The organism is Gilliamella sp. B3892 (assembly GCF_026536305.1).
GTDB lineage: Bacteria > Pseudomonadota > Gammaproteobacteria > Enterobacterales > Orbaceae > Gilliamella.
This window is the reverse complement of sequence record NZ_JAFNOK010000001.1, coordinates 279,358-291,410: the sequence shown is the minus strand read 5'-3', so window position 1 is coordinate 291,410 and position 12,053 is coordinate 279,358. Positions and strand designations below refer to the sequence as shown.

At 36.5% G+C, this 12,053-nt stretch carries 12 protein-coding genes; 8 read left to right on the top strand and 4 right to left on the bottom strand.

Going from position 1 to position 12,053, the window contains the following annotated elements; all coding sequences use genetic code 11:
• Window positions 1–43: 43 nt before the first annotated feature.
• The 5 genes from fldA to cls all read left to right on the top strand — a co-directional run bounded on the left by fldA (window position 44) and on the right by cls (window position 3,654).
• Complete coding sequence (gene fldA / locus J3U74_RS01265; RefSeq protein WP_220217925.1) at window positions 44–556, top strand: flavodoxin FldA; 513 nt, start codon at window positions 44–46, stop codon at window positions 554–556.
• Window positions 557–634: 78 nt separating this feature from the next.
• Window positions 635–1,093, top strand: coding sequence for a ferric iron uptake transcriptional regulator (gene fur / locus J3U74_RS01260; RefSeq protein ID WP_220217926.1), 459 nt, complete (start codon window positions 635–637; stop codon window positions 1,091–1,093).
• 65 nt (window positions 1,094–1,158) lie between these two features.
• Window positions 1,159–1,701, top strand: coding sequence for an inner membrane-spanning protein YciB (locus tag J3U74_RS01255; RefSeq protein ID WP_267329580.1), 543 nt, complete (start codon window positions 1,159–1,161; stop codon window positions 1,699–1,701).
• A 25-nt stretch (window positions 1,702–1,726) separates the two neighbouring features.
• Complete coding sequence (gene yciA, locus J3U74_RS01250; RefSeq protein WP_267329581.1) at window positions 1,727–2,185, top strand: acyl-CoA thioester hydrolase YciA; 459 nt, start codon at window positions 1,727–1,729, stop codon at window positions 2,183–2,185.
• 5 nt (window positions 2,186–2,190) lie between these two features.
• Window positions 2,191–3,654 (top strand): cardiolipin synthase, encoded by a 1,464-nt coding sequence (gene cls, locus J3U74_RS01245; protein WP_267329582.1) that lies wholly within the window; start codon window positions 2,191–2,193, stop codon window positions 3,652–3,654.
• Window positions 3,655–3,724: 70 nt separating this feature from the next.
• Here the strand turns inward: cls and cpdA are convergent, their stop codons facing one another.
• Both cpdA and nudF read right to left on the bottom strand, forming a co-directional pair.
• Complete coding sequence (cpdA, locus tag J3U74_RS01240; RefSeq protein ID WP_267329583.1) at window positions 3,725–4,543, bottom strand: 3',5'-cyclic-AMP phosphodiesterase; 819 nt, start codon at window positions 4,541–4,543, stop codon at window positions 3,725–3,727.
• Between the two features lie 183 nt (window positions 4,544–4,726).
• Entirely contained in the window at window positions 4,727–5,356 is a 630-nt protein-coding gene (nudF, locus tag J3U74_RS01235) for an ADP-ribose diphosphatase (RefSeq protein WP_267329584.1), read from the bottom strand.
• A 137-nt stretch (window positions 5,357–5,493) separates the two neighbouring features.
• On the opposite strand from nudF, the gene tolC reads away from it, so the two are divergent.
• A complete protein-coding gene (gene tolC / locus J3U74_RS01230; protein ID WP_220217932.1) occupies window positions 5,494–6,840 on the top strand; it encodes an outer membrane channel protein TolC in 1,347 nt (448 codons plus the stop codon).
• Window positions 6,841–6,966: 126 nt separating this feature from the next.
• Here the strand turns inward: tolC and J3U74_RS01225 are convergent, their stop codons facing one another.
• Window positions 6,967–7,839, bottom strand: a complete 873-nt coding sequence (locus J3U74_RS01225; protein WP_220217933.1) for a LysR substrate-binding domain-containing protein — start codon at window positions 7,837–7,839, stop codon at window positions 6,967–6,969.
• Window positions 7,840–7,959: 120 nt separating this feature from the next.
• Between J3U74_RS01225 and J3U74_RS01220 the strand changes: the two genes are divergently transcribed.
• Both J3U74_RS01220 and J3U74_RS01215 read left to right on the top strand, forming a co-directional pair.
• Window positions 7,960–8,622 carry an NADPH-dependent F420 reductase gene (locus tag J3U74_RS01220; protein WP_267329585.1) on the top strand — a complete coding sequence of 221 codons (663 nt, stop codon included), beginning with the start codon at window positions 7,960–7,962 and terminating at the stop codon, window positions 8,620–8,622.
• A 38-nt stretch (window positions 8,623–8,660) separates the two neighbouring features.
• The gene (locus tag J3U74_RS01215; protein ID WP_267329586.1) at window positions 8,661–9,449 is read left to right on the top strand and encodes an SDR family NAD(P)-dependent oxidoreductase; all 789 of its coding nucleotides are present in this window, start codon (window positions 8,661–8,663) and stop codon (window positions 9,447–9,449) included.
• Between the two features lie 495 nt (window positions 9,450–9,944).
• Here J3U74_RS01215 and metG read toward each other — a convergent pair whose 3' ends face one another.
• A complete protein-coding gene (gene metG, locus J3U74_RS01210; RefSeq protein WP_267329587.1) occupies window positions 9,945–11,972 on the bottom strand; it encodes a methionine--tRNA ligase in 2,028 nt (675 codons plus the stop codon).
• Window positions 11,973–12,053: the final 81 nt, after the last annotated feature.

Sequence of the window (12,053 nt, the reverse complement as noted above, 5' to 3'; positions counted from 1 at the left end):
CAAAAGCATATTTTCATAGCGTAATAAAAGTAAAGGTAAAAATATGGCAAAAGTTGGTATTTTTTTTGGTAGTGATACTGGCAATACAGAAAAGGTAGCTCAGCGAATTCAAGAAATATTAGGTAGTGATAACGCAGATCTTTTCGATATTGCAAAAACCACTAAAGAACATATTGAAAAATACGATTATCTATTTTTTGGCATCCCGACTTGGTACTATGGTGAGTCACAAGCTGATTGGGATGATTTTTTTCCGAGTTTAGAACAAATTGATTTTAAGGGTAAAACTGTTGCTATCTTTGGTTGTGGTGATCAAGAAGATTACGCCGAATATTTCTGTGATGCAATGGGTACTATCCGTGATGTTATTGAACCGAAAGAAGCTAAAATTGTCGGTCACTGGCCTACTGAAGGCTACAGTTTTGAAGCGTCTAAAAGTCTTGTTGATGATAACCACTTTATAGGGTTAGCTATCGATGAAGATCGTCAACCAGAATTAACTCAAGACCGTATTAATAATTGGGTAAATCAAGTTAAAACTGAAATGAATATTTAATCTATTGCAATGATTTCTTTTATTTCCTGTACATATACTTATAATGTGTCCCTTTAATTAACAAAACTGGAATGTAATATGACAAATCATGATAATGATAATAATGCTGCGTTAAAAAGCGCAGGTTTAAAGGTTACGTTACCGCGATTAAAAATTTTAGAATTATTACGTGATCCTTCATGCCAACATATCACGGTTGAAGATCTTTATAAAAAGTTACTGGATATGGGTGAAGAAATCGGGCTTGCGACCGTTTACCGTGTATTAAATCAGTTTGATGATGCCGGGATCGTAACTCGCCATAACTTCGAAGGCGGAAGAGCAGTTTTTGAGCTTGCAACACAACAACATCATGATCATTTAATTTGTCTCGATTGTGGTGAAGTATTTGAATTTCGTGATGAGATTATCAATAAAAGACAAAAAGAGATAGCTGAACAATATGGTGTTAAATTAACTTTCCACAGTTTATATCTTTATGGTCACTGTCAATCTGGTAATTGTAAAGCACACCCTGAACTTCATCAAAAAAAATAAGCCTATTTTAATAGGCTTTTTATTTATATAAATATCGTGATTTCTCTGTTAGGTTAATTAACATAATGAAACAACTTCTCAATTTTATACCGCTAGTTATCTTTTTTATTTTTTTATCGATATATGATATTTTCGTCGGCGTTCAAGCTTTGATGATCGCTTCAACGGTAAGTTTTCTTACCATACTGATGATGTATAGAAAAATTGATAAAATTGAACTTATCTCTTATTTAATGGTTATGGTTTTTGGTGGTTTTACGCTCTTTACCCGAGAGCCAAATATCATTAAGTGGAAAGTGACAATCATCAACTTTTTATTCGCATCAGCACTACTAGTTAGCCAATATTTTTTCAAAAAAAATCTATTGCAAAAAATGTTAGGTAAAGAGTTACAACTCGATAACCATATTTGGAATAGACTAAATTTATTATGGATAAGCTTTTTTGTAGTTTTCGGTATCATAAGCTTAGTAGCAACTTACTATGCGACAGATTATGTCTTCTGGATTTTTAAAGTATTTGTCTTACCCGGCGCATCATTACTCTTATCCTTAATTTCAGGTATTTACATTTATAAAAATATGAATAAAAATGCAGATAGTGAGTAAAAGTTATTAGCAGGAGTACGTACAAATGAAACAAGACGCAACCAAACCTAATGGACAACTAGTTCTAAGAACCCTTGCAATGCCTGCTGATACAAACCCTCATGGTCATATTTTCGGGGGGTGGATAATGTCGCAAATGGATCTTGCTGGCGGTATTTTAGCCAAAGAGATAGCCAAAAGAAGAGTTGTTACAGTTAATGCTAGTAGTATCACTTTTCATAAACCCGCTATGGTTGGGGATGTGGTTTGCTGTTATGCTCGTTGCCTTAAAACGGGGAAAACGTCAATTACCATCGCAATTGAAGTTTGGATAAAAAAACTGACCGATTCTGATGATGCAACGCAGCGATTTTGTATTACTGATGCAACATTCACTTATGTGTCAGTAGATAAACACAACAACCCAAAACCATTGCCTGAAATATTTCAGCATTATGACTGTAACAAAGATCCGATTAGCAAATTAAACTTGAGTCACAGTTAACAACTATGCAATTTACTTCATTTCATGCATTAATTAGCACAATGATCTTACTTGGTTATTGGTTGATAATTGTTGCGACAACATTACGTATCGTCTTTAAACGTAGACCGACGACGTATGTCGTTGCATGGATGTTAGTTATCTATATCTTACCTATTCTGGGCGTCATTCTCTATTTTGCGCTCGGTGAAGCGCATCTAGGGCAGCAACGGGTCAAACGAGCGCAAAAAATGCGCCCAACCATTGCTAACTTTATTAATAAGATTAGTGAATTGCAAGGCATTTTCACTGGCAATGTCAGTCAAGTCAGTAAACCAATTTTTCAACTTTGCAAACATCAAACCGGACTTGAAGGAATTAATGGCAATCATATAGAACTATTGAGCGATACCGATGCCATTTTTGATCGCCTTATCGAAGATATTAATCAAGCTACCTCTAATATTGAAATGGTCTTTTATATCTGGAATGAAGGTGGAAGAGCCGATGATGTTGAAGCGGCATTAATTCAAGCAACCAAACGTGGGGTAGTATGCCGTTTGATGCTCGATTCAGCCGGTAGCCGACACTTTTTTAGGACAGATGCCAGCAAAAGGATGCGTGAAGCTGGCATTATTATTGTTGAAGCTCTGAAAGTAAACCTACTAAGATTCATGTTCAGACGACTTGATTTACGTCAACACCGAAAAGTCGCCATCATTGATAATTACATCTCTTATACCGGCAGTATGAATATTGTCGATCCAAGATTCTTCAAACAAAATAAGCATGTTGGGGAATGGGTTGATGTTATGGTAAGAATGCGAGGACCTGTCACAACCTTAATGGGCGCTATTTATGCCAGTGATTGGGAACTTGAAACCGGCGATTACCTTGCTTTACCAAAAATTACCGATTTTGCCGAACCACCGGAAGAGAAAAAGCACATTATGCAGCTTATTGCTTCTGGTCCGGGTTATATGGAAAATATGATCCACCAAGTACTACTTACCGCTATCTATTCTGCACAAGAACAGATAATTTTCACAACGCCTTACTTAGTCCCAAGTGATGATATCTTGCATGCAGTGTGTACTGCTGCACAGCGTGGCGTGGAAGTGATTATTATCATTCCGAAGAAAAATGATTCACTAATGGTAAAATGGGCCAGCCGGGCTTTCTTTTCTGAATTATTAGACGGCGGTGTTAAACTTTATCAATTCAATGATAATTTGCTACACACGAAAAGCGTTTTAATCGACAACCAATTGAGTTTAGTCGGTACCGTAAACTTAGATATGCGGAGTTTATGGCTTAACTTTGAAATTACAACGGTTATTGACGATGCTGAATTTGCTAAGTCCTTATCGTTGCTATTACAACAATATTTATCTCAATCAGAAGAAGTTAATGTTGAAGAATGGAAAAAACGCCCATTTTGGCAACATGTATTTGAACGGCTATTTTACTTCTTCGCCCCGTTGTTATAAAACAACGCAATCAAAATCACTTATTATCTAAAATAGGTAAAAGATGATATTTCATCGATAACAGCTAGGATTAATAGCCATTTTGTGACAAATCGGGGGCAAATGGATTATTGGCTAATCGATAAACTTCGGTTGTGAGACTACCGTCAAGGTGTAACGTTATTTCTCGCCAGCCAGGCGCATCGTCATTCGATAATTGAAAATCATAACAAGCCGGTTTAAATTGAAAACAGGTCGACGGCGTTGAAAACGCTAAACAGTGGTGCCAACGATGATCTTGCTGTTGATGAATATGTCCCCAACCTACTGCCTTTATCTGAGTATGGCGCTGAATAATTTTCTCCAGCGCTTCACTATTTTTTAAAGTATGTTGATCGAGCCAATGACAACCGGACTGAATCGGATGATGATGCAAAAAGACCAAGGCATGTCTGTCAGCGTGCTGCAACAAAGCATGTTGTAAAAATGTCAGTTCTGACTCAGGTAAAAAACCATGAGCATGACCCACAACTTGACTATTTAATAAAACAATAAGCCACTTGTCGCCAAACAAAACAATTTTGTTATCGGCAAGCTGATAATGGGCAAACACATCTTGCATAAAAGTATAATTATCATGATTTCCGGCTAACCAAACACATGGAGTATTAAACTTAATTATTTGCTCAGCAAAACGAGCGTAAGCTTTTTGGGAGCCATCTTGTACAAAATCACCAGTAGCCACAATCAAATCAAACTTTTTCTTACTTTTTTTAATTTCGTCGATGACCGATAAAAAACTTTTGTTTGAGTTTATGCCAAGTAGGCAACCCTCCTCATCCGAAAAAAGATGAGTATCGGTAATATGCAAAATTTTTCCGTAATTTTTTCTACTTACTTGAAGCTTCAAATGTGACTCCAAAATTTACCTCAATAATTTATAAGTCTATAATTATGCTCAATAATGTTGGCAGATGAAATATCATTGTAACTATTGCTGCAATTTTTATTTTAAATCATAGCGTTATATTAAATTGTAAAGTAGATCACATTTTTATGAAAGAAATAAAATAGTAATGTTCGTGAAAATAAACTATTTCCATTCATTCTCTAACTTTATATGATTTAATTGTAACCACTGAAGAGCAATAATCGATGCGGCATTATTAATTATACCCTTCTCCACCCAATCATACGCTTGTTCACGGCTAACCACATGAACCTTAATATCTTCGTTCTCGTCCGCTAGTCCATGCACGCCTTTTGCGGTCGATGCATCGACTTCACCGACTAGAATATGCAGTTGCTCGGTTAATCCGCCCGGTGAAGCTAAATAACTGATAATGGGTTTACATCGACCGATACTTATTCCGGCTTCTTCCATAGCCTCACGCCGCGCGACTTGTTCAAAAGACTCATTTTCGTGATCCATCATACCTGCAATCAACTCAAGTATCCATGGGCTATCTTGCGTTTCAATGGCTGCAATTCGAATCTGTTCAATAAGTACCACTTCATCACGTTTTGCATCAAAAGCCAATAATACCACCGCATGCCCACGCTCCAAAATTTCACGCGTTACCTCTTGGCTAATTGAACCGTCAAATTTTCGATATTTAAAACGATATTCAAGTAACGAAAAAAAACCTTTATACAACACTTTTTTGGTTAAATTAAAGACATCTTTTTTACCAAACTCTACTGGCGTGTTTTTAAATTTCATATCAAATCCCAATTTTAAGCTAAATTTTAATAAAAAGTGCGAATAACAAACTTGAATACTTACTATATGCTAATTATCTGTTAAAATTATGCAATTGAAAATAATATTATATTTTAATGCTTTTAAAGAGAAGATTGATGAAAAAAACTTTAACCTTTTTAATCGGCTTAGCATTAAGCCAATCTGTCTTTGCTGAAAATTTAATTCAAGTTTATGAACAAGCAAAACAAACCAATCCGGATCTACGGAGCTCTCTTGCTGAAAGAGATAAAGCATATTCAGCAATTTCTGGCTCTCGCGCAAGTTTATTACCACAAATTGGTTTAAATGCTTCTTACGGTGTGACCCATGGTCGCAGAGATACTAGCGGTGTAAAACAAAAAAGTGGTAACTTATACCAAGTTTCACTATCACAAAGTATTTTTAATTTCTCCAATTGGAAAGCTTTAGATATTACTAAAAAACAAGCGACTATTGCTGATATTGCTTATCAATATCAAGGTCAAACCTTAATTTTAAATACATCGGTTGCTTATTTTAATGTGCTTAAATCACTTGATGCACTAAGTTTTATTGAAGCGCAGAAAAAGGCTATTGGTCGTCAATTAGAACAAACTCGTCAACAAGTTAACGCGGGTATAAAAGCGCCTGTTGATATTGAAAATGCAAAAGCTAACTACGACTCAACTGTCGCTCAAGAAGTTAGCGCTTTAAATGATTTAAATAATGCTATTGAAAATTTACGTCAGGTCAGTGGACGTTTTTACTCTAATTTAGCTAGCATTGATACTAAAAATTTCAAAACTGAAATGCCAGCTCAAGTGAATCTTTTAGTAAAACAATCTGAGCAATCAAATCTCAATTTGTTAACAATGAAATTAAACCAAGAAATCGCCCGTGATCAGATTAAACTATCACAAGCCGGACATTTACCAACTGCAAGTTTAGATGCTTCAACCAATCTTAATAAAACCGATAGATATGGTAATAATTATGCGGCAAACGGCGGTCATGGCAAAACTTATTCAGGTAGTAATTATGTTGGGGTAAGTGTTAACCTCCCTATCTTCTCCGGTGGTGCGACTCAATCTAAAGTCAATCAGGCACAACATAACTATGTCAGCTTTAGCGAAAAATTAGAGAGCACTAATCGCAGCGTGAATAATCAAGTTCGTTCATCGTACAATAATATTTCATCATCAATCAGCGCAATCAAAGCTTATCAACAAGCAGTTGTATCAGCTCAAACTTCGTTAGAAGCAACAACTACAGGCTATGATGTAGGTATGCGAACTGTTGTGGACGTATTAAATGCCACCACTCAGCTTTACAGCTCTAAACGCAATTTATCGGATGCTAAATATAACTACTTAATCAGTTTATTACAGTTAAAATACGCTGTTGGTACCTTAACGGCTGATGATTTAGTTTACCTTAACAATATGTTAGGTAAAGAAGTGAGCACATTAGCCACAATAAAATAATAGATGATATAACGATATCCATATAAAAAGGCGATTTTATTATCGCCTTATTTATTTAAAAATAGCCTACCCAGTCATTTCTCAGTTACATCACCAATAAACTTTGATTTTCACATCGTTATCAAATTAAGACATCGCATTAACCACAAATTCAATAAACATCTTCATTTTAGGTAACCGCTGCCTATCGGCAGTATAAAGCATATGCACCGGTCTAGCCGGTGGTAAAAAGTTTTGTAATATCGGTAATAGCTTATTTTGTTTGATAGACTCCGCTAACATCGATTGCGGTAACATTGTTATCCCTACCCCCTCAACAGCAGCAACCGCTAAAGCAGCAGTATCATTGGTTTGTAAGGAGCCGGATATCGAGATATTAATAACCTTGCCATTTACCGTAAATGGCCAAACGTAATCGTTTTTACTTCGATTAACATACTGATAGATCAAACACTGGTGATGTTTTATCTCTTCCGGTACCGCAGGAATACCATTTTGCGCCAAATAAGCGGGGGAAGCGGCAAAAATAAGTTGATAGTCATTGAGTTTTCGCCCTATCAAACCAGAATCATTTAACTGTCCAATACGAAACACCATATCAAAATCTTCTTTTACCATATCAACATAACGATCATTTAATTGAAGATCGATATTAATTTTAGGATAGCGTTTCATAAAACGGCTAATTACCGGAATCAAATTATAGTGTCCAAAGCTAACCGGAGCACTTATCCTTAATCGCCCGTTTGGTTCGTCAATAAACTGTTGGGCTAATATTTTAGTCTCATTTATTTCAGATAGAATTAACAAGCAGCGTTGATAATACTGTTTGCCAAACTCAGTAAGATGTTGTGAACGTGTTGTTCGATTAAGAAGTTTTAAGCCTAAATGCTTCTCTAAAAAAGCGATATATTTGGTCACCATTTGTGGAGAGGTATTTAATGAAACCGACGTAGCCACAAAAGATCCGGTCTTCACAGCCAAGACAAATGCTTCCATACATTTTAGCAGATCCAAATAATCAACCCTCAGTTGTTAATCAATTAATTTTTATACCATTTATTATCCTTTATTTTATAAAGATAATAAAACGAATTTATTAAGTAAGGAAATAGTCATATGAAAAAGATAGGGATTATCGGCACAGGATTTATTGGTCAAGCTTGTGCTAAATTATTTTTACAAGCTGGATATCAAGTGATGATAAGCAATTCAAGGGATAAAAAAACACTCTATAGTGTGGCAAGCCAATTAGGTTGCCAAATCGGCAATCAGCAAGAAGCTATCGCTTTTAGTGATATGATATTAGTCGCTATTCCACTGGCTAATTACCAACAGTTACCAGTAGACCTATTAGGTGGCAAAATAATTATCGACACAATGAATTACTACCCGGATAGGGACGGAAATTTTCAGCAATTAGACAATCATCAAATCACCACCAGTGAACTTATCGCACAGCACCTTAATCAATCTAAAATAGTAAAAGCGTTTAATGCTATTTTAGCCAAAGATATCGTAAAAGATGCCAAACCGCATGACAAAACTAATCGACGAGCGCTTCCGGTCGCAGGTAATGACATGGCAAGCAAACAGCAAATTTTCAACTTACTTAAGCACATTGGATATGATTATGTTGATGTTGGCAATTTAGCTCAAAGCTGGCGATTTGAGCGAGCTAAGCCCGCTTATTGCGTCTATCTGAATCGAAGCCAGTTAATTGACGCATTAACCAACACATCAATAGACCAACAATTACCCCATAACTCATGGAAAAACTAACCTAATAATCATCGTGTAAAAAAATAAAAGGAGCTAAAATGGATAATCATGATAAAAAATACACAGCGATAACCGGCGCCAGCTCAGGTATTGGTTATGCAACCGCAATTGAATTTGCTAAGCGCAATAAAAACCTTATCTTAATTGCCAGAAGAGAAGCGCAATTGCAATCATTAAAACAAAAAATTGCCGCATTAAATCCCAATCTTGATATTGTTATCAAAGTGTGTGATTTATCCCAAGCAGCAGGTGTATATACGCTTTTTGCCGAGCTTGAGAGCTATAATATAGAAACATGGATAAACAATGCCGGTTTTGGTCATTACGGTAGTGTACAGGATCAGGATTTAACCAAAATACAAACCATGCTTCATTTAAATATTGAAGCATTAACCATTTTATCAACGCTTTATGTTCAGAAATATCAAAACCAATCTGGCGCACAACTTATAAATATTTCTTCAAGAGGTGGATATACCATTGTGCCTAATGCGGTAACCTATTGCGCAACTAAATTTTATGTAAGCGCTTTTACCGAAGGATTAGCGCAGGAATTAAAACAGGCTAATGCCAAATTAACCGCAAAAGTATTGGCACCCGCGGCAACGCAAACGGAGTTTGGGCAAAAAGCCAATAATGTCACCGAATATGACTATGATAAAAGTTTCAACCAATACCATAGCGCAACTCAAATGGCCGAATTTTTAATTGCACTATATGAAAGTGACAAAATCATAGGTGAAATAAGCACTAAAGATTTTTCATTTACACTAAAAGATAATATTTTGCCTTATTCCGCTAATCCTGCAGAAAACCAAAAGAGGTGAATGAATAACATCTTATATCACTCTATAATCGTTGAGGTTTTTTGCTCAAAAGCAATCCACTAAAGCACAAGTAAGCAAAGATAAAGCATTAGCAATAACGCTCAGCTTTCTTGACTGATGCTCCGGATTGACTAAAAAACGATAAGAATAATTGGATAGATACCCATGATGAAGAGATTATCGTTGAGGGAAAAAAGTGAGTTTAACCGGTGTGAAAGTAAAATACCGTGATCTAAACACCGTTCTTTACTTCTGGACAATTATTGCCCCCGATGAGACTATCATGGTGTTTGAATGAGATGTTGAACGGGGCTTTATTCGTGCTGGACGTCAAACGCAAAAGTGGTTGCATGATAGCGGGTTAAGTCAACATCTCTAATGAAACTGACCAAATTAGCTAAACACGAAAGCCAGTTTTATATTCAAATATCATCTTAAATACATCTTAACAAGTGTTTAACTTGTTAAGATGTCAATAATTTAGAGGAAAACCGATTACGAAATTCGCATGCCCGGTTTTGCCCCGCTATCTGGCGATAATAGGTAAACACCTTCACTATCATCTTTACCGCTTGCACAAAGTACCATACCTTCTGAAATACCAAAGCGCATTTTACGAGGCGCTAAGTTAGCGATCATAATAGTTAATTTACCCACTAAAACTGCAGGATCAGGATAGAACTGTTTGATACCGGAAAATACGTTGCGAGTCTCATCACCAATATCCAGTGTTAACTGCAATAACTTGTCCGATCCTTCAACCACCGTTGCATTTTTGATTAACGCAACTCGCATATCAACTTTGGCAAAGTCATCAAAATTGATAGTGTCAGCAATTGGCTCTGCAACTTTTTCTTTGGCAGGGGTTGTTAAAGCGGCTTGTTGTTTAGTTTCTTCAATCATAGCAGTAATTTTATCCATATCAATACGGTTAAGCAGGGCTTTAAATTGGTTAATCGTGTGCCCGGGTAATGGTTTATCAATCGTGTCCCAGGTTAATTGGCTGTTTAAAAACGCCTCACTGCGCTGCGCTAATGACGGCACGACAGGTTTTAAATAGGTCATTAAAATGCGGAAAAGATGAATGCCCATAGAACAAATATCTTGTAATGCTTGATCTTGTCCCTCTTGTTTAGCCACAACCCATGGCGCTTTTTCATCGATATAGCGATTCGCTTCATCAGCCAACGCCATAATTTCACGAATCGCTTTACCCGATTCACGTTGTTCAAAATAATCAGCAATTATTTTTGATTTTTCAACAAATAAAGCATAAAGTTCCGGCTCTGCAAGATTGTCGGATAATTTACCGCCAAAACGTTTACTGATAAAGCCAGCCGAACGGGAAGCAATATTCACTACTTTATTAACTAAATCACTATTCACCCGTTGAACAAAATCTTCTAAATTTAAATCGATATCATCGATATGTGGCGAGAGTTTGGCTGCATAATAGTAACGCAAACAATCCGGATCTAAATGTTTCAAATAGGTACTTGCTTGAATAAAGGTGCCACGTGATTTTGACATCTTCGCCCCGTCGACAGTGACATAACCATGCACAAAAATATTAGAAGGTTTACGATGTTCGCTACCGTCTAACATTGCCGGCCAAAACAGGCTATGGAAGTAGACAATATCTTTACCAATAAAATGATAAAGTTCAGTGGTTGAATCTTTATTCCAAAATTGATCAAAAATCGGTTTATTGTGTTTATTACAGTAATTAAGGAAAGACCCCATATAACCGATTGGCGCATCTAACCAAACATAAAAATATTTGCCCGGTGCATCGGGAATTTCAAAACCAAAATATGGCGCATCACGGCTAATATCCCATGGTTGTAAGCCTGCTTCGAACCACTCCTGCATTTTATTGGCAACTTGATCTTGCAATGTTCCTGATCGGATCCACGCTTGTAACATATCGGAAAACGCAGGCAAGTCAAAAAAGAAGTGCTCTGAATCTTTCATGATCGGCGTTGCACCCGATACCACCGATTGCGGATTAATTAAATCAATCGGATTATAAGTTGCACCACAAACTTCACAGTTATCGCCATATTGGTCTGGTGATTTACAACGAGGGCAAGTCCCTTTAACAAAACGATCCGGTAAAAACATCTTTTTTTCGGGATCAAATAGCTGTGATATCACTTTGGTTTTAATATAGCCATTAGCCTTTAATCGTTTGTAGATCTTTTCAGATATTTCACGATTTTCGGGGCTATGGGTTGAGTGGTAATTATCATAACTAATATTGAAACCGGCAAAATCACGTTGATGCTCAATTTTAACTTCATCTATCATCTGTTCCGGGGTGATGCCTAATTGCTGCGCTTTGAGCATAATTGGCGTACCATGAGCATCATCAGCGCAAATAAAATAGATCTCATTGCCACGCATACGTTGATAGCGTACCCATACATCTGCTTGAATATGTTCGAGCATATGACCTAAGTGAATTGCACCATTTGCATAAGGAAGCGCACAAGTTACCAATATTTTGCGTTGAGTTGTCATATCGAATTAATACCTTTTATTACATAATGGCGGAAATAGTACATCAATCGTGGGATTATCGCCAGATTTATGCCATAATTT

What these genes read in the sequence shown, in the direction of transcription:
- cls (WP_267329582.1), top strand. Translation starts at nt 2,191, where the DNA reads ATGCAATTTACTTCATTTCATGCATTAATTAGCACAATGATCTTACTT.
- metG (WP_267329587.1), bottom strand. Translation starts at nt 11,972, where the DNA reads ATGACAACTCAACGCAAAATATTGGTAACTTGTGCGCTTCCTTATGCA.
- tolC (WP_220217932.1), top strand. Translation starts at nt 5,494, where the DNA reads ATGAAAAAAACTTTAACCTTTTTAATCGGCTTAGCATTAAGCCAATCT.
- yciA (WP_267329581.1), top strand. Translation starts at nt 1,727, where the DNA reads ATGAAACAAGACGCAACCAAACCTAATGGACAACTAGTTCTAAGAACC.
- J3U74_RS01255 (WP_267329580.1), top strand. Translation starts at nt 1,159, where the DNA reads ATGAAACAACTTCTCAATTTTATACCGCTAGTTATCTTTTTTATTTTT.
- fldA (WP_220217925.1), top strand. Translation starts at nt 44, where the DNA reads ATGGCAAAAGTTGGTATTTTTTTTGGTAGTGATACTGGCAATACAGAA.
- J3U74_RS01220 (WP_267329585.1), top strand. Translation starts at nt 7,960, where the DNA reads ATGAAAAAGATAGGGATTATCGGCACAGGATTTATTGGTCAAGCTTGT.
- nudF (WP_267329584.1), bottom strand. Translation starts at nt 5,356, where the DNA reads ATGAAATTTAAAAACACGCCAGTAGAGTTTGGTAAAAAAGATGTCTTT.
- J3U74_RS01225 (WP_220217933.1), bottom strand. Translation starts at nt 7,839, where the DNA reads ATGGAAGCATTTGTCTTGGCTGTGAAGACCGGATCTTTTGTGGCTACG.
- fur (WP_220217926.1), top strand. Translation starts at nt 635, where the DNA reads ATGACAAATCATGATAATGATAATAATGCTGCGTTAAAAAGCGCAGGT.
- J3U74_RS01215 (WP_267329586.1), top strand. Translation starts at nt 8,661, where the DNA reads ATGGATAATCATGATAAAAAATACACAGCGATAACCGGCGCCAGCTCA.